The organism is Vibrio agarilyticus (assembly GCF_012641465.1).
Taxonomy (GTDB): Bacteria; Pseudomonadota; Gammaproteobacteria; order Enterobacterales; family Vibrionaceae; genus Vibrio; species Vibrio agarilyticus.
This window is the reverse complement of record NZ_JABAIK010000005.1, coordinates 199,549-222,337: the sequence shown is the minus strand read 5'-3', so window position 1 is coordinate 222,337 and position 22,789 is coordinate 199,549. Positions and strand designations below refer to the sequence as shown.

22 protein-coding genes are annotated in these 22,789 nt (G+C 45.8%); 8 read left to right on the top strand and 14 right to left on the bottom strand.

All coding sequences use genetic code 11. From position 1 onward, the window contains the following. Positions 1 to 195: 195 nt before the first annotated feature. Positions 196 to 1,563: an MATE family efflux transporter gene (locus HGP28_RS07045; protein ID WP_168835742.1), complete on the bottom strand. Its 1,368-nt coding sequence runs from the start codon at positions 1,561 to 1,563 to the stop codon at positions 196 to 198. 295 nt (positions 1,564 to 1,858) lie between these two features. Between HGP28_RS07045 and HGP28_RS07040 the strand changes: the two genes are divergently transcribed. Next, positions 1,859 to 2,485: a riboflavin synthase subunit alpha gene (locus HGP28_RS07040; protein ID WP_168835741.1), complete on the top strand. Its 627-nt coding sequence runs from the start codon at positions 1,859 to 1,861 to the stop codon at positions 2,483 to 2,485. 76 nt (positions 2,486 to 2,561) lie between these two features. Here the strand turns inward: HGP28_RS07040 and HGP28_RS07035 are convergent, their stop codons facing one another. Then, positions 2,562 to 2,765, bottom strand: coding sequence for a CPXCG motif-containing cysteine-rich protein (locus tag HGP28_RS07035; protein WP_168835740.1), 204 nt, complete (start codon positions 2,763 to 2,765; stop codon positions 2,562 to 2,564). 226 nt (positions 2,766 to 2,991) lie between these two features. Further along, positions 2,992 to 3,858, bottom strand: coding sequence for a fructosamine kinase family protein (locus HGP28_RS07030; protein WP_168835739.1), 867 nt, complete (start codon positions 3,856 to 3,858; stop codon positions 2,992 to 2,994). Positions 3,859 to 4,085: 227 nt separating this feature from the next. Between HGP28_RS07030 and HGP28_RS07025 the strand changes: the two genes are divergently transcribed. From HGP28_RS07025 to HGP28_RS07010, 4 genes are all read left to right on the top strand, one after another. Then, complete coding sequence (locus tag HGP28_RS07025) at positions 4,086 to 5,063, top strand: response regulator (protein WP_168835738.1); 978 nt, start codon at positions 4,086 to 4,088, stop codon at positions 5,061 to 5,063. After that, positions 5,060 to 6,019 (top strand): sensor domain-containing diguanylate cyclase, encoded by a 960-nt coding sequence (locus tag HGP28_RS07020; RefSeq protein ID WP_168835737.1) that lies wholly within the window; start codon positions 5,060 to 5,062, stop codon positions 6,017 to 6,019. Before HGP28_RS07025 ends, HGP28_RS07020 begins: the two co-directional genes overlap by 4 nt. Before the next feature lie 153 nt (positions 6,020 to 6,172). After that, a complete protein-coding gene (locus HGP28_RS07015) occupies positions 6,173 to 6,517 on the top strand; it encodes a DUF3802 family protein (protein WP_168835736.1) in 345 nt (114 codons plus the stop codon). Between the two features lie 383 nt (positions 6,518 to 6,900). After that, positions 6,901 to 8,943: a methyl-accepting chemotaxis protein gene (locus tag HGP28_RS07010; protein WP_211091912.1), complete on the top strand. Its 2,043-nt coding sequence runs from the start codon at positions 6,901 to 6,903 to the stop codon at positions 8,941 to 8,943. Here HGP28_RS07010 and HGP28_RS07005 read toward each other — a convergent pair. Continuing rightward, on the bottom strand, positions 8,924 to 9,742 hold the full coding sequence (locus tag HGP28_RS07005) for a sterol desaturase family protein (protein ID WP_168835734.1): 819 nt from the start codon (positions 9,740 to 9,742) through the stop codon (positions 8,924 to 8,926). The two genes, HGP28_RS07010 and HGP28_RS07005, sit on opposite strands and share 20 nt — an antisense overlap. A 100-nt stretch (positions 9,743 to 9,842) precedes the next feature. Between HGP28_RS07005 and HGP28_RS07000 the strand changes: the two genes are divergently transcribed. Continuing rightward, positions 9,843 to 10,571, top strand: coding sequence for a tRNA-uridine aminocarboxypropyltransferase (locus tag HGP28_RS07000; RefSeq protein ID WP_168835733.1), 729 nt, complete (start codon positions 9,843 to 9,845; stop codon positions 10,569 to 10,571). A gap of 304 nt (positions 10,572 to 10,875) precedes the next feature. Then, a complete protein-coding gene (nagK, locus tag HGP28_RS06995) occupies positions 10,876 to 11,787 on the top strand; it encodes an N-acetylglucosamine kinase (protein ID WP_168835732.1) in 912 nt (303 codons plus the stop codon). 135 nt (positions 11,788 to 11,922) lie between these two features. Here the strand turns inward: nagK and HGP28_RS06990 are convergent, their stop codons facing one another. The 7 genes from HGP28_RS06990 to asnS form a co-directional block, all read right to left on the bottom strand. Continuing rightward, complete coding sequence (locus HGP28_RS06990; protein ID WP_168835731.1) at positions 11,923 to 12,198, bottom strand: DUF2960 domain-containing protein; 276 nt, start codon at positions 12,196 to 12,198, stop codon at positions 11,923 to 11,925. Positions 12,199 to 12,264: 66 nt separating this feature from the next. Continuing rightward, complete coding sequence (locus HGP28_RS06985; protein WP_168835730.1) at positions 12,265 to 14,046, bottom strand: bifunctional molybdopterin-guanine dinucleotide biosynthesis adaptor protein MobB/molybdopterin molybdotransferase MoeA; 1,782 nt, start codon at positions 14,044 to 14,046, stop codon at positions 12,265 to 12,267. Continuing rightward, complete coding sequence (gene mobA / locus HGP28_RS06980; protein WP_168835729.1) at positions 14,046 to 14,627, bottom strand: molybdenum cofactor guanylyltransferase MobA; 582 nt, start codon at positions 14,625 to 14,627, stop codon at positions 14,046 to 14,048. Before mobA ends, HGP28_RS06985 begins: the two co-directional genes overlap by 1 nt. After that, positions 14,605 to 15,306, bottom strand: a complete 702-nt coding sequence (locus HGP28_RS06975; RefSeq protein WP_168835728.1) for an energy-coupling factor ABC transporter ATP-binding protein — start codon at positions 15,304 to 15,306, stop codon at positions 14,605 to 14,607. Before HGP28_RS06975 ends, mobA begins: the two co-directional genes overlap by 23 nt. 24 nt (positions 15,307 to 15,330) lie before the next feature. Next, positions 15,331 to 16,032 carry an ABC transporter permease gene (locus HGP28_RS06970; protein ID WP_168835727.1) on the bottom strand — a complete coding sequence of 234 codons (702 nt, stop codon included), beginning with the start codon at positions 16,030 to 16,032 and terminating at the stop codon, positions 15,331 to 15,333. After that, entirely contained in the window at positions 16,029 to 16,883 is an 855-nt protein-coding gene (locus tag HGP28_RS06965) for an ABC transporter substrate-binding protein (protein WP_439333842.1), read from the bottom strand. Before HGP28_RS06965 ends, HGP28_RS06970 begins: the two co-directional genes overlap by 4 nt. Before the next feature lie 225 nt (positions 16,884 to 17,108). Further along, entirely contained in the window at positions 17,109 to 18,509 is a 1,401-nt protein-coding gene (gene asnS / locus HGP28_RS06960; protein ID WP_168835725.1) for an asparagine--tRNA ligase, read from the bottom strand. A 282-nt stretch (positions 18,510 to 18,791) separates the two neighbouring features. Here asnS and queD point away from each other — a divergent pair, with 282 nt between their 5' ends. Further along, positions 18,792 to 19,157, top strand: a complete 366-nt coding sequence (gene queD / locus HGP28_RS06955) for a 6-carboxytetrahydropterin synthase QueD (protein WP_168835724.1) — start codon at positions 18,792 to 18,794, stop codon at positions 19,155 to 19,157. A gap of 74 nt (positions 19,158 to 19,231) precedes the next feature. Here queD and HGP28_RS06950 read toward each other — a convergent pair whose 3' ends face one another. The 3 genes from HGP28_RS06950 to HGP28_RS06940 all read right to left on the bottom strand — a co-directional run bounded on the left by HGP28_RS06950 (position 19,232) and on the right by HGP28_RS06940 (position 22,604). Then, on the bottom strand, positions 19,232 to 19,696 hold the full coding sequence (locus tag HGP28_RS06950) for a hypothetical protein (RefSeq protein ID WP_168835723.1): 465 nt from the start codon (positions 19,694 to 19,696) through the stop codon (positions 19,232 to 19,234). Between the two features lie 209 nt (positions 19,697 to 19,905). Continuing rightward, positions 19,906 to 21,267, bottom strand: a complete 1,362-nt coding sequence (locus tag HGP28_RS06945) for an L-serine ammonia-lyase (protein WP_168835722.1) — start codon at positions 21,265 to 21,267, stop codon at positions 19,906 to 19,908. A gap of 83 nt (positions 21,268 to 21,350) precedes the next feature. Further along, complete coding sequence (locus tag HGP28_RS06940; RefSeq protein ID WP_168835721.1) at positions 21,351 to 22,604, bottom strand: aromatic amino acid transport family protein; 1,254 nt, start codon at positions 22,602 to 22,604, stop codon at positions 21,351 to 21,353. Between the last annotated feature and the right edge of the window lie 185 nt (positions 22,605 to 22,789).

Below are 22,789 nucleotides of genomic sequence, written 5' to 3'. Positions count from 1 at the left end.
CATCATCACATAGTTCATCTATGTTCACGAAATGCTCAGAGGTTTTATTCACTTGCCGCCAATCTGCATTTCCAAGTTATTTGGGCATAAATGACGTACAAGCACGCCGTTGACCTCGAAAAAAAACGCCACGGCACATAACAAAATGGCCGTGGCGTTTACTATTTGGACTGCGAGTGTTTGAGCAAAGAACGATCAATCAGCGAAGCGTAATTGATAAGCGTCGTCTTGTTTATGCAACCAACGCAAACGGCTGCCAAGCATGATAGCGGCGCAGGACAAACCTAAAATGAACCCGAGCCAATAGCCTTGTGCTCCCATAGGTTCCACAATCCAATCGGTGGCACCAAGAATATGACCACTTGGCAAACCAACCAGCCAATACGCAATAAAGGTACGATTGAAGATAGCTCGCATGTCTTTATAACCACGAAGCGCGCCAGCTGCGATGACTTGAATCGAATCAGCGCATTGATAGACCGCAGAAAAGATCAAAAGCTGCGTTGCGAGTGCCACTACTTCGGGGCTGTCGGTATAAAGTGCGGTAATTTGCTCACGGAATAGTATCGTCATCGCGCCCGAAAGGATTGCTGCGGTAAATCCAACCAATAAACCAACATGAGATGCGATACGCGCCCCTTCGGTGGTCGATTGTCCCAGTTTGTAACCGACACGAATACTGACTGCAGCGCCAATGCTCATTGGCATAATAAAGAGCAATGATGAAAAGTTAAGTGCGACTTGATGCGCTGCAACCACCGTCGGGCCAAGCGGCGCTACTAAAAGTGCAACAACCGCAAACAAGGTGACTTCAAAGAACAGAGCGGCAGCAACCGGAAAACCTAAACGGAACAAACGTACTTGCTCGCGCCACTGCAATGGATGAAACTGTTCAAATAGTTTAATTTTAGCTAATTTTTTGCTGCTGATGACGTAGGTGAGTAGCATAAGGAACATTGCCCAATAGACAATGGCAGTCGCGACACCACAACCAACGCCGCCAAGCGCGGGCATACCTAATTTGCCATAAACAAACATCCAGTTAAGGGGAATGTTCAGTAACAAGCCAATAAAACCAATCACCATAGCGGGTTTGGTCATTGACATGCCATCGGTAAAACTGCGTAGTGCTTGAAATAACAGATAAGCAGGTACAGCAAAAGCGACGGCATGAATATAACCCATGGTTTTAGCGCCCATTTCTGCATGTACATCCATGATACTTAGAATGAATTCCGTTTGTAGCAGTACCAGTACAATCGGTACACTAATGAGCAAGGCAAGAAAAGCCCCTTGCTGGATCTCAAATGGAATGCGAGATTGACGTCCTGCGCCGTTAAGTTGCGCGACGACAGGCACCAAGGCCATTAACAACCCAATTCCAAATAAAATCGATGGTAGCCAGATACTGGCTGCAACCGAAACGGCCGCCATATCGATGGCGCTAACGCCACCAGCCATCACGGTATCCACAAAACCCATACCGGTTTGAGCGGCAGAAGCAATAAGAACGGGAGTCGCAAGCTTAATTAAGCCGCGAGCTTCTTCTTTATAACGGTGCACGAGAAACTCCAGAAAAAGAACCGGTTTGGAAAAATAGGTTCTAGAAGGGCGGGGTAGGTCAGTGTTACCCGGCAAAACTTAATGGGTGATACCCTAATGTGTAGCAAACGATGAATATCATACACTGCGTCGATGGCACTCTATGGTAGGATCATCAAGTAAATAAGGTCATTCTGTGGAACTTACGTGCACAGACAGATAAGCGACTTGACGCTCTCATGGGAGTGCGTCATCGTTTGCCGGCTGATAATAATCAAATGTTGACTTTTTATCCATAAAATTTGAGAGGAATTGAATGTTCACAGGCATCGTAAAAGGTATGGCGCAATTAGTTGGAATTGATAAGAAGGAGCAGTTTCAAACTCACACATTACGCTTTGAGCCTGAGTGGTCTGCTGGGCTCGCGATTGGCGCGTCTGTTGCGCACAATGGCTGTTGTCTGACCGTGACTCGAATGGATGGCGAGCTGGTCTCTTTTGATTTGATGCAAGCCACGTTGCGTCTTACTAACTTGGGACGGTTGCAAGTTGGCGATTTTGTTAATATTGAACGTGCGGCCAGAATCGGCGACGAAATCGGCGGCCATAACATGTCTGGCCACATCACATTGCAAGCCGATATTGTTGATGTAATTAATACGCCCAATAACCGTGCAATTTGGTTTAGCATTCCGCTAGGAATGGCCAAATATGTACTTGAAAAAGGTTACATTGGGATCGATGGCTGTTCATTGACGATTGGTGAGGTTAAGAGTGATGCCGCATCGCCGTTGGCTCATTTTTGCGTGCATTTGATTCCAGAAACGTTATCGCGCACGCTGTTTGGGCGACGAGTTGTAGGGGATAAAGTCAACATTGAATTTGACCCTCAAACGCAGGCGATCGTCGACACTGTTGAGCGCGTTCTTGCTCAGCGCAGCTAGTGGATGTTGACCTTTTGAGCGACAAACATTCGAAAGGTCAATCATGTATCTTGACGAGACTCAACGGTGGCGCAAGTTAAAAAACTTGCTCATCATCGGCGTCAATGAACAACTGCACTTCGTCATGCAATTCGTCAACAACCATATTGAGGTGAATAGCGTTGCAGCATGCCGGGCAGTCATCGTAAAAATCTTGGCTACCATTGCTTGCATCAAGTGTTAGTGAAATCGCGTGTCCGCAGTGCGGACACTCAACATTACGTTCCGAGAAATTGCGCATACTTCGGTTCCCCACGTGTTAGCGATACTCAAATTACGCGAAAAAACTAATGCGATGTTTGTTCGAGTATCGATTCTGATTTGACAACGACAACATCAAAGGTGTGCCATGCCCCTCAAATCGAGTATGAGGAACGAAGTTGTTATCCGCGCTTAAATAAGTACAAAATTTGAACTCATCCTCACTATTAATACAAATGAAACTTAAAGTCGTAGTAGGTTCTGCTTTAGCGCGCAAGTAAGTGGCGGATATGGTCGTTTGTCTGATTAATATACTCGCCCCCAAACAGCAGGCAATGATTTAACAGGTGGTAGAGGTTATAAACTGGTTGCCTTGCAATAAAGCCACTATCTAAAGGGGCAACAGATTGATAGCTGGCGTAAAAAGAGTCAGAAAATGGTTTAAACAGCTGAGTCATGGCAATGTCACACTCTCGGTCGCCCCAGTAGCTTGATGGATTAAAACAAAGTGGTCCAAACGGGGAACTCGATGTATTGCCTTGGCACAGATTTCCATGAAGAAGTGATGGTGTAGGTTGATGTCCTGCCAGCTGTTTTTCGATGAGTTGGATTAGGTCGTCGATGTCGGCAAATACAACGCCTTTCTCTTTCAAAAGCTGTAATTGCCAGCCCACTCGCTGTTCAGAAAAAAAACTCGACCAACGTTTATGCCAACTATTGGGCTGCAATGTTGTGCCAATGTAGTTGTCTTCATCAAAACCGTACTCTTTCTGTTCGCCCCACAGATGCAATCGTGCTAATTGCTCGCCGAGTTTGATGCTGTCACTGTCTAACGCCAATGCGCGTGTTGGAATGTAATTAAGAATAATAAAGGCGCGCTCTCCAGTTGCACCTGTTGCGACAAATTCTGGAACAAATAGAGTCGAACTTGCACGAAGCGCAGCTAAATTTCGAGCTTCAGCCTCAAATACCACGCGGTGGCGCCGTTCGTTAATTTTGATGAAGTAACGCTCCTCGCCGTCTGACAGCATGTAACATTGATTAATGTCACCCCCATCGATAGCGATGCGTTCATCAATATTAAAGTCAAATTGCAACGTCTCTGAAAGTTGTTGGGAGATTGCTTGCCACATAATGACCTCACTAGAGAGAGAAACGCTTCTTCACCTTAGTGTATCCGACTGGAAATTTCCAAAATTGGGTACCCGAGCAAATTTCTCACAATGCCATGTTATGAAAGCGATCCAAACCTTATAATTGTGAAACAGATCTATCTCCTGAGGATTATGAAAAATAAAGCATTGAGCTAAAAGTAATTTAAGAAGATGATATAACTTTGAGGTTGGTTCCAGAAATTTCGATGAAAATACTCATATGCGATGATTCCGCGCTCGCGCGAAAGTCGATTTTGTGCTCGATAGTACAGACTGCTGAAACAGAGTTACTTCAGGCCGAAAATGGTCGTGAAGCGCTTCAGCTCATGATGGAACATAACATTGATGTATTATTTCTCGATCTCACCATGCCAGTGATGGATGGCTTTGATGTTCTGCGCACTCTGCCAGTGAGTAATTATCACACGGAGGTCATTGTAGTCTCCGGTGATGTCCAGCGCGAGTCACAGCAACGCTGTTTAGCTTTAGGCGCAAAGGCATTTGTGTCTAAACCGTTTCGTAATGAAGAAGTGGCTGATCTTTTTGATGCTCTAGGTCTGCAATTTGTCGGTTCACTTGAGCGTCAAACACCTGTGAATCATCAAGGTGCTACGTCTCCAATTTCGTCATTAGCGAAGTTCAGAGAACTGACTAATGTTGCTCTTGGTAAAGGCGCCGCGATTATTTCCGATCATATGCATGAGTTTATTCAGTTACCTGAACCTCAGGTTGGGCCGCTCACCACGGGCGAATTGCAAATGACGCTGGTCGATGTTTTAAATCGTCCGAATTCGGAAGCCGTTACTCAACGCTTTGTCGGCGGGGGAGTTCATGGTGAAGCCTTAGTCTGTTTACGAGGCAGTGATATTGAGCGAGTCGGTGAGCGCCTTGGCGATTGTCTTGATTTCAGTACTCATAATGAAGTACTGCTCAATATATCAAATATGCTGGTATCGTCATTTCTAACGTCACTTGGCAATCAATTGGATTTGGTGTTTTCTCTGCGACAACCTGCGATTATCGAAACATTAACTGCACCAGATGCCACTTTACGAGAAAGTGAAGAGTTGTTTACCATCGAATACACTTATTTCGCAGAAAACCTGGATTTCGAGTGTGAAGTTTTATTTTTACTGGATAAGACATCGGTCGATATTATCTATCGTATTGTGGAGGTGTTATGAATTCGGAGATAACCCTAAATATAAGTGAGTTTCATTGGGTTACACAAATTCTTGATACTATGGATGCAGGCTTAGTGGTACTTGATCGCGATTATGTTGTGTCGGTATGGAACAGCTTTATGCAATCGTACAGCGGCGTACTGTCACAAGATATCATTGGGAAAAATTTATTTGATGCGGTGCCTGACTTACCGCAAGAGTGGTTAAAAAACCGTGTTAAAACTGCGCTAACCTTGGAAACAAGAACGTTTTCAAGTTGGGAAAATCGACCTTATTTATTTCGATTTCACAATTTCTCCCCTGTATCCCACGGCAGCAGTTATATGTACCAAGATGTTGTGATTACTCCGTTGCGAGACTTATCTGGTGAGATAGGCCATATCGCACTGCAAATCAATGATGTTTCCGAAATTGCGCTGAATAAAATTCATTTACGCGAAACCAATCAACACCTTTCCGATATCAGCCGCAAAGATGGGTTAACTGGGCTGCTAAATCGAGCATTTTGGGAACAAAAGCTTAGAGATGAATACAATTTACGTCAGTTTATCGAAGGCAAAAGCAGTTTAGTCATTTTCGATATTGACCACTTTAAGAAAATTAATGATACCTATGGTCACAATGCGGGCGATGAAGTGATTAAATATACCGCTGATGTGCTTCGAAAAACCGCTCGTGTCAGTGATTTTTGTGGCCGTTATGGCGGTGAAGAGTTTACGGTGCTTCTTCCTAATACAACGGCGGACCAAGCAAAATATTTTGCCGAACGTTTACGAAAGCGGATCGCCGCAGAAATTTTGAATGTTGATGGTAAGTTGATCCGCTTTACCGTTAGTCTCGGCGTGTGTGAATATCGAAGTAATATGCTGAGTCACATTGATTGGTTAAAAAAAGTGGATCGTGCTCTTTATCACTCCAAAGAAAATGGCCGTAATCAGACGACGATTATCGATTAAACATACTTGATTCAGATCACTTTTTCATTTCATTTTACTGCAACAATAACAGTATTATCTTAGTATAACCAAGCTTTGATTGCCGTTTATATATTACTTTGTGACAGAAACATTTTGGGTATCGATTTCTTTTTTGTATGATTTGGGGGTAACGTGGTTGTCGAAACGGAAGGTTACAATGCGTTAATTGAGTATTTGACTGATAATTTTGATGTGTTTCTGGTAGAGGAAGGTAGTACCGATACAGAAACCGTTGAGGATGTCGTAACCGACATGATTTCGTCAAATATTATGGCCGTGTTTGAACAAAACCCATCAATGCACACAACCGTGCGCTTTCAATTGCTCAAAGAGGCGGACTCAGTGGTGGAAGATTTATCGGAAATTTTAGCTGGCGTTTGGCGCAAAAAGGCCAGTAATGAACAAATTTCGTTTTTAGATGAGTACGTCGCTTTAGTAAAAAATTTGTTTGATAATGCAGTGACCACCTACGATTAAGTTTTTAAATCATACGATTTCGGTTCATTCTATCTTTGAGTGAACCTTCTCACCTTAACCCACTCTTCACATCTAACCTCACTACCATAAATCTGCATCCTCAAGTTGTTTGGATATATCTACAACGAATAGTGTTTTTAATACAATTCGATTGAAGTCAAATAACATCATACTTTTCTAATCTTATTTTATTCGATGTGCCGCCTAATGCTCTGTCGTTTAAGCATAAATGCCGCAAAATTCATTGTTAAATCAATTGCATATAAGGTGTGTTTTATTAGATTGATAACGCATACTGAAACAATTGTGTAACATGCGAACCGTACCATTGCTGACGTTTTAAAGCGCCTCGCGCTAAATTTTGTCAATGGATGTTCGCTCACATGGAAAAAAAATCGCGTTTTTCACTCTCACTGCTGCAGACGGTCAGTGGCATTTTTCTCACACTAATTATTTTAGTTATCGCATTATCTTCAGTGACGTACCGAGGTGTTGATCAAGTTGAAGGTCAATTTGATAAGCTGGCTACTGGCGCACTGCCTCTATTTGTTGTAAATGCCCAGCTGACACAGTCAATTCTTGAGCAGGTGAAATGGCTAAACTTCGCTGCGACCAGAGAAAATCTTGAACAGCTAGCGCCAATAGAAGAGCAACTTGAATCCCTTACTCGACAAAATCGACAGCTCATGGCCTCTATTGCTGCCGCTGAGTCTGAATTTAACGGCACGATTAAACGAGCCGAGCAAGAGCAATTGGTCACAGCGATTGAGCTTTTGGCTAACGTATCGGATAAGGCTTTTCGTGCCCAGCGTGATTTACTGACGTCTCAGGCAAGTATTGATGAGCAAATCCCAAGCTTTCGTTATGGATTGAGCTCGATAGGACCAGAGATGATTCGTATTAGCTCATTTTTGGCTTTTGACAATCCAGAAGCGCAAGACGCGGCAAATCGTTTTAACTCCAGCGCAAGTTCGATGGAAAGCACGTTTATGGTTTTGATGATGAATCAATCGGCTGCGCTTGCTGATCAAGAGTATAAAGAGATGCGCAATCGTCTTGCGGGAATTAATTTAGCCTACGATGACTTTAAAGAGTGGTATCCAGAAATTGACGAGTTTGCCAGTTTAAGCGCGCCGTATCAGATGGTCACAGCCGGGTTCCAAGATGACGGTGTACTCAAGCAAATTTTAGTACAGTTAACGCGTCGTCAAGCGCAAAAGCATCAGTTAGACCAAGTCGCTCAGCTGGTTGATCAAACAATACAGCAACTGAATGACATTTCTGATGCGGCGAACAGAGGCATCAGTAAAAGTGAAAAAATTGTTTCTGACACGATATCCGATCTTGTTGTTATGCTGGTGGGGACAGGGTTGATTATTGTCACTATCGTGGTTCTGGCATGGTATCGACTACGCCGCTGGATAAAGCGTGGAATTAAAGGCATTACCGCTCAGTTAACTCAACTGACAAATCATGATCTCTCTCAGCGTGCCCCGCTAGTAGGTCCGTTTGAGATGAAAGTTATCGCAAACCAGCTGAATGTGGTCATGGAAAGTACCCATGATTCAATCGCGATGGTAACGCAAAATTGTGAAACCTTATATCAAATGGCCGAGGTTAGTGCTGGCGCTGCCGATGAATCTTATCGAAGCATCGAAAAGCAAAATCAGTCCCTGAGCACTATGGTCGCCAATGTCACTCAATTGGCAACCTCAACCAAGGAAATTGCGACGATCACTACGGCAAGTTTTGAAAATGCCAAACTGGCTAATACCGGAACCCGCGCTGGTGTTGCAGTTGTTGAGCGCAGTAACCAGCGTTTACAGCTCTTGGAATCGTCATTAAACATCAATGAGACGGCCATGATGCAGTTGGAACAGCGAGTTAGTGAAATTCGTGAAATGGTGGATTTAATCAGTGGTATTGCAGACAACACCAATTTGCTGGCGCTCAATGCCGCGATCGAAGCCGCACGAGCCGGGGAGCAAGGGCGAGGGTTTGCGGTCGTTGCCGATGAAGTTCGCAAATTAGCCAAGGACACAAGCCAACAGACGACCAATATTCGTGACATTATGGCGGAATTGATTGAAGCTGCCGCGAAAAGTCGCCAAGCGGTAATGGACTCTCGGCGAGAAATGAGTGAGGCACTTGAGGCAAGTCAAGCAGTCAAGTTGGTTTTTAGTGACATCGAACGTTCAGTGGATGATATTTTAGCGCAAGCCGAGCGAATTTCCGTGGCGACTGAAGAGCAAGAGCGCGCAACAATCGATGTAAGTCAAGCGATAACCCTCATCTCTCAACAAGGCGATCATACCAAGCTGCAACTGGCTTCCATGGTTGAAAGCTCGGAAAATGTCGCAGACATAGCCGGGCATCAGCAGGCAATGTTACACAAGTATCAGTTGTCTAGTCATCTTGCGTCCTAGAATGACGAAAAGGTTGAGTGAGCAATTTGTCAATTCGAAGTTCCTGTGGATCGCGAAAAGTGGCAAGGCCAATTGTCATTGAATCATGGCCATCTTTCGGAGTTGGACAGTAGCTTTGAAAAATACGATCCCAGATAGAGAGACAAAAACCAAAGTTACTGTGAGTTTCATTAAGGTGCATCGAGTGATGGACTCGATGCATATCCGGTGTAACAAGAAAGCGGCGAAGCTTGCGATCAAATGCCGAGTCAAGATAGCCGTTACTGTGGTTAAACAGAGCACAAGCATTCAACAACACTTCAAAAATGACGACTGAGATCGGTGGAGCGCCAAGCGCAAAGACCAGAGCGATTTTGTAGAGCATTGACAGTACAATTTCGAGCGGATGAAAGCGCAGCCCGGTACTCGCATCGATGTCAAGATCGGCATGATGCATTCGATGTAAGCGCCATAACCATGAAATTCGGTGAAATCCGCGGTGCTGCCAGTAAATAGCACAATCAAACACAATGACAGCAATGATTACGGCAACCCACGGAACGGCTTGATTTAAAGCTCCATCTGGCCAATTGAACAACCCCCATTGATGGGTCTGTGCTATTAAGGCCGCTTGAAACGCCGCAAGCGGCAGAATCACATTTACTGTCAGCGCTCCGATGGCAACAAGGCTGAGATTGTTGAGCCATCGGTAGCTTTTGCCCTGCGTAAGAGGTCGGCGAGGAGCCTGAAGCTCCCATGCGAGGCACAGTAGCAATACTATGCCAAACACGCTGAGTCTGATCGTAGTTGGATCTTCCATGTACACTCCTTGCAGCGAAAATGAACTGAGTTCACTCGCATCTTACAGATGATTAGCGTTACAATCAGGGCTTAACGAATTTATCGATGATTTTTATTCCATGCGTCAGCACGCCTTTCACCATCTATATCAACAGCGCAAAGCCAACTCTACCAAGCCTTTTAATGCTCGTGGCAGTAAAGTCAGTCGCTGCTCTTATTGCCAAGTTGCGACCGATTTTTGTTTATGTGGCGACCAGCCCAACATTAACACGAACGTCGCTGTCATGCTGATCGTTTCCGATAACGAAGTGATGAAACCGAGTAATACCGGAAGGCTTATTGCGGATGTTGTAAAGGAAACGTATGTCTACCAGTGGAATCGAACGGATCCCGACGCTGATATGCTTAATTGGCTCAATCATCCAGACTATTACCCCGTTGTGGTATTCCCAGACAGTTATACCGATGACAAAACCCGTCTGATCACTGAGGTGCGCGGCAAAGAGTGTGAGCATCGCAAACCGTTGCTGATTTTTATTGATGGTAGTTGGCGTGAAGCGCGCAGAATATTTCGTCGTTCGCCTTGGCTTAGTGAGCTGCCAGTATTGTCGATAGCCCCTCAAGCATTGTCACAATACATGATGCGTCATTCTGACAACGAACAGCACCTCTCTACTGCTGAGGTAGCCAGCATTGTGCTTGACCAGGTTCAAGAAGTACAAGCGGCGCAAACATTGCAGCTGTGGTTCGAAGTATTTCGTGAAAGTTATCTGTTGTCAAAAACGCGATTAAAACCGGATCTGACTCGGCCATGCTTACAGACGTATCGAGACGCCGTTTTACCATAACTGGGTACTAAGGCTAAGTGGTCACTTAGTCGCCAAGTCTTAATTTAACTCTCTCGCAAACTCACAATTAGTGTCGTAAACCCAGCTAAATTTAATGTAGGTCACGGTTTAGCGTGGGCGAGATATGGATAATAGCCAAAGTTATTGTTATTTCCCCACTATTTAACTTATCTGCCGCTCTCTCTGCCATTTGGTAAATCCATTTATCCCATGCTTAAAGTGCACATTGGACAATTTGGCACCAAATTCGAGTGAGAGTAAGGCATTTGAGTGATGATAACGGGTGATCTTTAGGAGATAAAGGATGTATTACGGCTTTGATGTTGGCGGCACAAAAATTGAGTTTGGTGCGTTTGATGATAATTTAAACCGCGTCGCGACAGAGCGTGTTCCAACCCCAACCGATGATTATCAGCAGTTGCTTGATACCCTCGCTGGCCTGATTAAGAAATACGACCAACAATTCCAATGCGAAGGTAAAATTGGTCTGGGCCTTCCTGGCATGGAAGATGCTGAAACGGGTGCAGTATTGACGGTTAACGTTCCCGCCGCGAAAGGAAAAATGCTACGCCGTGATTTAGAAGCCATTATTGGTCGCAGTGTAAAAATCGAAAACGATGCGAACTGTTTTGCCTTATCCGAAGCTTGGGATGAAGAGTTACGTGATGCCCCTTCGGTCATGGGGATGATTCTAGGTACAGGTTTTGGCGGAGGCTTGGTTTTTGATGGCCAAATTTTCTCTGGCTATAACCATGTTGCGGGTGAAATCGGTCACGGTCGTCTACCTATTGATGCGTGGTTCCACCTTGGTGAAAATGCACCTTTGCTGCAGTGTGGCTGCGGTAAAAAAGGGTGTATGGATAACTATGTTTCAGGCCGAGGCTTTGAACTTCTTTATACTCATTACTACGGCGAAGAGAAAAAGGCGATTGATATCATTCAAGCGCAAGCTGCCGGTGAAGAGAAAGCAGTTGAGCACGTTGAACGCTTTATGGAATTGCTCGCTATTATTCTTGCGAACATGTTTACCGCGCACGATCCACATGTTGTTGTATTGGGCGGCGGCTTGTCAAACTACGAGCTGATTTATGAAGAAATGCCAAAACGTGTGCCGAAATACTTGTTATCTGTTGCAAAATGCCCACCAATTGTTAAAGCGAAACACGGTGATTCAGGCGGTGTTCGTGGCGCTGCATTTTTGAATATTAAAGGCTGATCGCACGAGAATTTCCATCATTTGCCTAGGCTACTCGATGCTGAAGCTGTAAGTGGTATAGGTGCGAAAAGGGGCAGTAAATACTGCCCCTTTTTTGCTGCCTACCTGCAACTCCAAGTTGTTTCGGTATATAACTTATTCACCGCGTGGTTTTTTCTGGCCAACGCCGCGATTTTCCTTCTGTGCTAAGGTTATCGTACCAAAGCCCAGTTTCTTAAAATGGTTATCACGGTAATTACGCACAGCTTTAGTGTCTGACACCATTTCCAGCTGCTGTTCCATTTTGAGAAAGTCGCGGATATCAATGCCTTCAGCTTCGGCAACGGCTTCATGAATGTTGCGATGTTGCTCATAAGAGAAAAGCAACGTTTTGTCTTCGTTTTTGTATGTGTAAAGGATGGTGCGTGCCATTAACATTCTCACGTTATTAAAGGAAATGCAGCGTCAGTAGAAAGCGAAGATGCTGCAAATAATGGGCTAGATTCTGCCTTGAAGTGGAATAATTGTCACGCTTTCTCCAACCTTAACCGTGTCAATGTAGGGCGCTATTTCAATCAGACAGTTTGCATTGCTCATAGAACGCAAAATCCCAGAGCCTTGTTCACCCGTTGTTTTAACACACACTTGTCCCTGACTATCAATGCTGAAATAGCCACGACTGAACTCAGTGCGCCCGATCCGCGAGCGAAGTGGTTCTGCAGCGCGTGCCGTTAACTTCATTGGCTGCCAGCTCTGTTCCCCTTGTAATTTGCGTAGCGCTGGCTCAACAAGCATGAGATAAGAGACCATCACTGCAACAGGGTTGCCGGGTAAGCCAAAAAATGGCTTTTGGTTAATCTGCCCAAACGCAAAAGGGCGGCCGGGGCGCATTGCAATGCGCCAAAATTGATTGCTGCCTAAGGTGTTGAGTGCCGCTTTGACGTGATCGGCATCGCCAACAGAAACTCCGCCAGAGGTAACAATGGCATCGACGTGTAGCGATACCTCCTCTAATGCCCGTGTGATTTGGATTTGGTCATCGGGCAAAATCCCCATATCTAAAACGGTATAACCAGATCGAGTTAATAGCGCGGCTAAAGTGGTGCGATTGGAATCAAAAATCGCGCCTTCGTGCTGAGTGCTGCCTGGCGCCACGACCTCATTGCCCGTTGAAAATAGCGCGACCTTTAGCGGGCGGTAACATAGCGCGTGAGTTAAGCCCAGTGACGACAACATACCCAATTCAGGTGCGCTCAATCGTGTGCCTGAGCTGAACACCGAGTCATTCTGGCGTAAATCTTCACCAGCGTGTCGCACATTCTGCTGTGACGTAATATTAGAAGATGAAAAAGTGACGGTGTCACCGTTAGTGGTGGCTTGTTCGTACATAACGACACTGTAGTCTGCCGAGGGCAGAGGGGCGCCAGTCATAATACGTAATGCTTCTCCAATTCCAATGGGCGCAGGTATGCCCATACCCGCGTAAATCGTACCGACAATACGATATGACGACTGAGCAAGGTCATCAGCGCGAATGGCAAAGCCGTCTAGGGCTGAGTTGTTAAACGGTGGTACATTCACTGGAGAATATACTGTTTCGGCTAGCACGCGGTCGAGCCCATCGGAAGTTGGGATAGACTCAAATGTGCTACAGGGAGATATTGCATCGAGAACCGATTGCTGCGCGTGCTCAACGCTCAGTGCGCTTGTGTGCGACTCGCAACTGATATTGTTGAGTTTGGCGGTCTCGTGATTGTGCGTATTGTCACTAACATAACGCCGAACAAACATTGCAATGGTATCTATATCATTGATTGACAGTTGTGGTAGCGAGGTGCTTGCGACGTGAGTATCAGCGGCAATCGCGATGATATTGTCATCAAAAGGGTGAAGCCAGGGTTTTCCGACCTCAAGTCGGTGAAGTTCGATTTTAGGGAACGCAATATTCTTGCACCCCTCGACTAAAATCACGTCCAATTCACGAGTATCAAATCGCGATAGCAGATAGTCAAAGTCTGCTTCTGCGCTGGGTGTTTCTGTCATCATCACATGGCGTAAGCGTGAGGCGATAAGCATTTGCGATGCACCTGCTTTACGTAACCGGTGGCTGTCTTTACCTGGTTTATCAACATCAAAATCGTGATGCGCGTGTTTTAACATGCCAACGCGAAGGCCACTGGCGACAAGTTTAGGCAGTAGCGCTTCTAGCAAAGTGGTTTTTCCAGTGCCAGAGTAGGCAGCAAAACCAAGTAGCGGCACGTGATTGACATGAGAGCGCATTATTGACCTCCAAAGTTGGCCAGTTCTTCTGGGGTATTAAGATTAATAAAGCAGTTTGGGTTATCGCTGAAGTCGACGAATTGGGTTTGACATTCATGATAGAAACAGACAATTTTTCGCTCGCCACGCTCTAAAAACGCGGTCAGTTTGGGCAAAACGCGTCGGTGGAAGAGGGTGAATACAGGTTGATGAAATTGGCCGTCGCTGGCAACGACGATATCAGTTTTCGCTTCTACTGCATTGCAAAACCGGCGTACTAAGTCGTCGGCGATCATCGGACTATCGCAGGGAACAAACCCAACCCAATCGGTTTGGGCGTGAGATAACCCAGCATGAATACCGCCCAAAGGGCCTGGGTAGTCAGCAAATTCATCACTGATAACTGGCGCAAACTGACGATAAGTCTCGATATTGCGATTTGCGTTTATGGTGATCTTATCGACTTGGAGACTGAGTTTCTTTATCACATGGGCAATGAGTGGCTCACTGTTGAGCAGAATAAGTCCTTTGTCATTGCCACCCATGCGGCTTGCTTGGCCCCCAGCAAGGATGACCCAGCTAGTTTCGTTTGGTTGAAGCATAGTGATTCTTATTGTTATTGTTCGGTTCTATGAGTTGAAGGCGCGGCGTTTCAACAAGTGTTCTGTTTTTGATCCACCACTGTTTCTTACACAGCTCTGTTAATGCGTTGGTTTGGTGGCTTGTGACAACAATGCTGGCTCCGCGATTGAGCAGATCGTCTGCCATGAGCGCAATTCGAGCAATCGACTCACTGTCGAGTGAGGCACTTGGCTCATCCATTAGTAAGATAGATGGTTTTAAGACCCAAGCTCGAGCCATCGCGACACGTTGCTTTTCGCCTCCCGATAACACTGACACATGTTCATTCGCTAGCGTTTCCAACCCCACCATCCGCAGTGCGTTTATCGCCGCCACACGCTTACTTTGTGTCGATTGCTTGCGATATTTTATCCCGTAAATCACATTATCGTATACGGTTGCATCAAACAAATAGGGTGATTGGTGCAAGTAGATAACATCGTTGCAAGGTTTTTTCTGCCACCACTTGCTCTTTGCACTGTGTACTTGCCCCTCACTTGGCTTAACCAAACCTGCGAGTATCTTCAGTAGCGTGGTTTTACCGACACCATTATCGCCAGTAAGGTAAATGGTGTCAGTAGGCGCGATGGTAAGGTGTGGAATGTAAAAGAGCACGCGTTCTTTAAAGCGCATGGATAACCCATCGGCAACGATCGTCATGAAACAGCCCCCTTTACATTATAGTCAGTTGCGCAGGTAGCCTCGGCCGCGCAAAGCAGACAGAAAAAAATTCAGGCTCAGTGCCAGTACGAGGAGCACGATGCCTAATGCGACCCCTTGAGCAAACGCACCTTTGGAGGTTTGCATTGAGATTGCGGTAGGAATGTTACGAGTCAATCCCATAATGTTGCCCCCGACCATCATCGAACAGCCAACCTCAGTGACAATGCGCGAAAACCCGGCAATTACCGCTGCGATTAATGGAAAACGCGTTTCCCAAATCATGGTCAGTGCCAAACGAAGTCGTGATGCACCCAGCGTTACCGCGGTCTCATACGCGCGTCGATCGCTTGATTGCAGCGCGCCGTGCATCATAGAGACCAGTACAGGAAAACAGATCAATATTTGCCCAACCATCATTGCTCGCTGAGTAAAGAGTAGCTGCCAATCACCCAATGGGCCTGCTCGAGAGAGCAGCATGTACAGTAAAAGGCCAATGACGACCGTAGGTACGGCTTGCAATGTATTGATCATCGTGAGCAGTACCCATTTGCCAGGAAATTCCCGATAGGCCAAGGTAAAAGAGATGAGCACCGCAGGTATGGTGACAACCAAAATGGCGCTTAATGACACGCTGAACGACACCATGACGATATTCCAAAGCGCCGGATCAAAATCAGTCAATAGCGTGAGTGCATCTTGAGTCGTTTGCCATAGTGAGGTCATTGCGCTTGCAGGCTGTTAGTATCAACATCGTTGTTTTCTGCGCTATTTGCCTGGGCGCTGGCGACAAAAAGTTGATCTCCGTTGAGTTGAAACTGGTTAATTAGTGCTTGCGCTTGTTGAGAAACCAACCAATCACTGAGGGCTTTCGCGCCGGTAAAGTTGATATCAGGGTAACGCTGATTACTGATAAGAATCACTTGATATGGATTAAAGAGCGCTTCATCGCCTTCATGGAGCAGTGTCAGTGCCAGTTTATTGCGGTAAGCAAGCCACGTGCCACGATCGGTCAATGTATAACCTTGCAGCTCAGAGGCCATGTTTAATGTCGGTCCCATACCTTGGCCAACCGAACGGTAATGAGAAAAAGTGGGCGAGATACGAGATAATTGCCAAAGCGAGCGTTCTTTTTTATGGGTACCCGAATCATCACCTCGCGAAACAAACAGAGCATTATTGCTCGCAATGGCACTCAAAGCGGCTGATGTGGTGTCGAGGTCCGCAATAGAAGCAGGGTCGTCACGCGGGCCGACGATGACAAAATCGTTATACATTAATGCGCGAGGTAACATACCAAAACCGGCCAAAACAAACTGCTGCTCTGCTTTTGGGGCGTGCGTTATGACCAAGTCGACATCGCCATTTTCACCCATTTTGAGCGCTTTTCCTGTTCCCGCTGCAATAATGCGCACTTTATATCCTGTTTCCATTTCGAAAATAGGCAGTAAGTAATCGAGCAAGCCACTGTGATAAGTTGATGTTGTGGTTGCCAAACGAATGTCAGTTTGAGTGGCAAGTGCGGAGTGGTGAACAAGCAACGAACCGAGAAGCAACACAAGTAGGGGAGAGCGAATACGCGCATTCGCCCACAATGTATAAAAAACACATTGCACTAAATTAGAAATCGGTTGGTGACACAGTTGCCGTTGTCGCCAGAATGCGCTCATGTGGAGACTCCAATCAAACCTCTTATTAATAACTCTATGTAATGTTGAAGAAAGTGCCACTGATAGAATGAAAAAAAACGCCCTTGCTCAATATTCCTGAGCAAGGGCGATTAAAAACATTGGATAACTGTTTTAGAAGTTTGCTGAGCGTGGTGTGCGTGGGAATGGGATCACATCACGAACATTACCCATACCAGTAACGTAGGAGACCAAACGCTCAAAGCCCAGGCCAAAACCTGCGTGTGGCACAGTGCCGTAACGACGAAGATCGCGATACCAGTTCATGTGTTCAGGATCAATGCCCATTTCACGCATGCGCGCATCGAGAATATCGAGACGCTCTTCACGTTGAGAGCCACCTATGATTTCCCCGATTCCAGGAGCCAGTACGTCCATCGCCGCAACTGTTTTACCATCGTCGTTCATACGCATGTAGAACGCTTTGATGTCTTTCGGGTAGTTTTTCACAATAACCGGAGCTTTGAAGTGCTGTTCGGCTAGGTAGCGCTCGTGCTCAGAAGACATGTCGATGCCCCATTCTACAGGGAATTCAAACTCACGGCCTGAATCGAGTAGAATTTGAATCGCATCGGTGTAATCTACCTGAGCAAAGTCTGACGATACGAATTGCTCAAGGCGAGTAATTGCTTCTTTATCGATGCGCTGTGCAAAGAACTCTAGATCATCACGACGCTCTTCTAAAACGGCCTTAAATACATACTTAAGCATGTCTTCTGCCAGTTTTGCTACGTCGTTGAGTTCTGCAAAGGCAACTTCAGGCTCCACCATCCAAAATTCGGCAAGGTGGCGACTGGTGTTTGAGTTTTCTGCGCGGAAAGTTGGGCCAAAAGTGTACACTTTGCTAAGTGCGCACGCGTAAGCTTCGGCATTTAGCTGACCTGAAACAGTAAGAAACGTCTCTTTACCAAAGAAATCTTCGTTGTAGTCAACCTTACCAGCATCAGTGCGCGGTAGGTTTTCCATATCGAGTGTCGATACGCGGAACATTTCGCCAGCGCCTTCAGCATCCGATGCCGTGATCAGTGGCGCAGAAACCCAGTAGTAGCCTTGTTCGTGATAGAAACGATGAATGGCCTGTGCCAAGCAGTTGCGTACACGAGCGACCGCGCCAATAACATTAGTACGAGGGCGAAGGTGAGCAACTTCACGAAGATACTCGATTGAGTGGCGTGTCTTCGCCATAGGGTAGGTGTCAGCGTCTTCAACCCAACCAACAACTTTCACCGCTGTTGCTGCAAGTTCAAAGGCTTGGCCCGCACCAGGCGAGGCGACGACGGTGCCAGTTACTTCGACCGAACAGCCTGTGGTCAGCTTTAGCACTTCATCATTATAATTATTGAGATTATTTGGGACCACGGCCTGAATCGGGTCGAAACAAGAGCCGTCATAGATGGCAAGGAATGAAATTCCAGCTTTGGAATCACGACGTGAGCGGACCCAGCCACGAACAGTCACTTCACTGTCGACTGGTAGCTTACCGCTGAATACGTCTTTTACAGGCGCGTAAGTCATGTTAAATAGGTTCTCCGTTAGAGTATAAATGCAGTGAAGAGCAAAGGCAGACAGACAAGGTATGTCATATATGCACTCAACACTGGATACGATTTTCGTAATCTAGCCCACATATTACCTGTCAATTCAATCGCATCAAGCGTTATTGTCGCTCTACGGTGAGAAAAGCACACAAATTACTCAGTTACTTAGTATCACCTCCATTCAATTGACCAAGCGCTTGAGTGTCGTGTGAAGATTTCTTACCATGAGGCGTCTTTTTTGTAACCCTTGAGTAAAAATATGAAAACCGAATTATACAAAGAGTTTATGTTTGAGGCTGCACACCATTTGCCTCATGTTCCTGAAGGCCATAAATGTGGCCGTTTGCATGGGCACTCTTTTTTGGTTCGTCTTTATGTTGAAGGAGAGGTTGATCCACATACCGGGTGGGTGGTTGATTTCGCAGAAATTAAAGCGGCGTTTAAACCTATCTACGATCGCCTTGACCACTATTATCTCAATGACATTCCTGGCTTAGAGAACCCCACCAGTGAAGTGCTTGCGCATTGGATTTGGCATGAGCTAAAACCTGCGTTACCGCTATTAAGTAAAGTAGAAATTAAAGAGACTTGCACCGCAGGTTGTGTCTATCGAGGTGAAGCGTAACGCATTCATCTCATCATCGTTTGAATCACGTGTCACCTCGTGGTGGCGCGTTGATTGCTTTTAATGTTAGTCAGTTAAAGCAAGCAGCGAAAAATCAACTCTTTTCCATTGTCGCCATAAAATTTATCCCCCGTGTCATTAAAACCACACGAGCGAATGAGTTGTGTGCCTAAATGGTCATTAGCGCGTAACGTGGTGCAAATTGAACTGCAGTTGGGGTTGATGGCAAAAGCGTATAGCCGCAAGCGATCAATAGCTTGCTGTTCGTAGTTTTTATCTTGAAATTCAGCGCCAATGAAAAGATTGCGTAGACCGAGCTCATTGCGCAGAGCGTAGGTGACGGAATGGGCAAACGCGCTATCGATAATGAAAAAACCGACGACGGTGCGATTGTCACGTAAGGTGTAGAATATATCGTTTTTGGTGCGCGTGGCGTAAGCTTGTTCAAACGGTAGAACAAAAGAGAGTCGAGAAGCCGGTACTTTCAATTCAAGAAGGGCAGTAAAGTCGTGCAGTTTGAGAGGTTTGATGGTCAACATATACCCTTTCCACTTGAAGTTGCAGCGCTTTTCTTTAAAAAAATTAAAGGGCTGGCTCTCACAAACCTCATCACATAGCCTACCTATGTTCAGAGGCTTTGTTCGCTGGTCGCCTACCTGCATCTTCAAGTTGTTTGGGTATAGATCGCTAAATAAGGTAAAAAAAATGCGGCAATAAAGCCGCATTAGAGTAATCATTTTAAAGCGAATTAACAAATAACTTTAATTGCCAAACCGCCTTGCGATGTTTCACGATATTTCGCGTTCATGTCTTTTCCAGTCTCAAGCATCGTCTCAATCACTTTATCAAGCGACACTCGAGGGGCCGAAGAGCGGCGCATTGCCATGCGTGTTGAATTGATCGCTTTTACTGCAGCAATGCCATTGCGTTCGATGCAAGGAACTTGAACTTGCCCAGCAACAGGATCGCACGTCAGGCCTAGGTTATGTTCCATCGCAATTTCAGCCGCCATGCAGACTTGTTCCGCGCTACCGCCCATCAACTCCGCAAGTCCCGCAGCTGCCATAGAGCACGCAACACCGACTTCGCCTTGACAACCCACTTCGGCACCCGAAATAGACGCATTGCGTTTATAAAGTGCACCAATGGCACCTGAAGCGGCAAAGTAACGAATATAGTCTTTTTCCGTCACCGTTTGGATAAACTTATCGTAGTACGCTAATACCGCAGGAATAATGCCACAAGCACCGTTGGTTGGCGCGGTAACAACACGGCCACCCGCTGCGTTTTCCTCATTGACCGCAAAGGCAAACATATTAACCCAGTCAACGACAGACATAGGATCATTCGTGATCTTTTCTTGTGTCAACAGCTGCTGACGCAATGCGGCTGCGCGTCGTGGCACGCGCAGTGGACCCGGCAAAATCCCCTCGGTGCTCATACCGCGCTCCATACACTCGCTCATTGCTTGCCAAATTGCAGCGTATTTGCTGCGAATATCGGCTTCGGCGAGCAAGGCGCGTTCATTTTGCATCACCAGCGCACTGATTGATAAGCCTGTTTCGTGGCAAAGAGAAATAAGCTCTTCTGCTGAGGTATAGTCGTATGGGACTTTGACTGCGCTTTCGCTGCTTTTACCGAAGTTTTCTTCGTCAACGATAAAACCGCCACCAATCGAGTAATAAGTTTTTGAATAAATGACATCATCGCCAGCCCATGCGTGAATTTGCATGCCATTTTCATGTAACGAGAGGTTACTGCGATGGAAATTCATGCCGCCGTCACGAGGAAAGTCTACTTCATGACGTTCTTGAGCCAAAGAGAGACGTTCGGTCGCTTCAACGTTAGCAATAAATCCAGCAATGCTGTCAATGTCGACGGATTCAGGCAAATTCCCTGCCAAGCCCATAATGATGGCGATATCCGTATGGTGACCTTTCCCTGTCAGTGATAATGATCCATAAACATCGACGGTGATTTTGGTGACATTGCTAAGAATGTTAGATGCCATAAGGTCATCAACAAATTCTTTACCCGCCTTCATCGGACCAACAGTATGCGAGCTAGAAGGGCCGACACCGATTTTATAGATATCAAAAACACTAATCATTTCGATTACCTCAGAGACAAGCCTCCCGACAGGAGGGAGGCTTAAAAAGCGTTATTGCGTTGGGTCTTAATCATCACTCGTGATTAAAAAGCGCCGTAGATTACCGAAGTAATCGCGGCAACACCACAGATTACTGTGAAAAGCTGTACTGCAGGGCTCGTTTTGTATTTTGCCATTGCTGGGACTTTTTTCATTGCATACACAGGAAGCAAGAAAAGAATCGCTGCAATCATAGGCGCGCCCATGGTTTCAATCATGCCAAGAATGCTTGGGTTGATAATAGAAACAATCCAAGTGGTGATGACGATGAAAGCCAATGACCCTTTTTCAATTTTACTAACAGATGCGTTAGAGCGCGATTTTATTAGACCTACTAGGCCTTCTTGCGCGCCAAGGAAGTGACCAAAATAGCTAGACGTAATTGCCGCAAATGCCACCACAGGACCCATATAAGAGATAAGTGGTGAAGCGTGAACGTTAGCAAGGTAAGACAGCACCGAGATGTTTTCTGCTTTCGCGTTAGCTAATTGCTCTGGTGAAAGAGACAACACTACTGAGAACACAAAGAACATCACAAAGCCCATTAGCATCAGTGATGCGCCTGCAGTTACCGCATCTGTTTTCTTCACTGCTGCATCACCGTGCTTAATGCGCATTTCTTTGGAGAATTGGCTGATCACAGGGCTGTGGTTAAATGAGAAAACGATCAACGGAATAGCAAGCCAAACAACGCTAGGCAGTGAGCTCCAGTCTGGTGACACTTGCATCATTGACGTATTCCAGTCTGGGACTAAAAAGACAGACAGCGCTAGCAAAATGGCAACCAATGGGTAAACCATGGCTGAGGTGGCTTTTAGCATTAATTCTTTGCCAAAGACAACACCAGCCGTCATTGCAAGAATAAGCGCGCCAGAGAGCAACCAGCGTGGTACTGACTCCATTCCAAGCTGATTCACCATGAATGAATCAACGGTGTTGGTGATGCCGACACCGTAAATCAATACGATAGGGTAGATAGCAAAGAAGTAGGCAAAAGTAATAAGGTTGGCACCTGTCTTACCAAAATGTTCTTCTACCGTATCAGTAATATCGGCATTTTCATTTTTTGCAGACAGAACAAAACGTGCTAGAGATTTGTGGGCGAACCAGGTCATTGGTGCGGCAATTAAGGCTAAAATAACTAATGGCCAAAAGCCACCTGCGCCGGCCTTAATCGGCAAAAATAGGACGCCAGCACCAACGGCTGTACCGAATAATGACAGACACCATGTGAAATCTTTGTAAGTGAACTTGCTGGTCGATTGAACGGCATGTGCCGGCTTCGTTGCAGTAGTCATAGATTAGTTACTCATTTTGGGAACAGGAACTCAATTTGCGGCAATTGTGCCTTATTCATTTCATAAAAAATTGATCTGAATCGGGTGTTTCTTATCCTGCGCGCATAATAACTTAAAAATCCGTTTTGGCTCACGAAATTTACGTGTTACAGATGATTTAACCTTATCTGATGGATTAGAAAAAC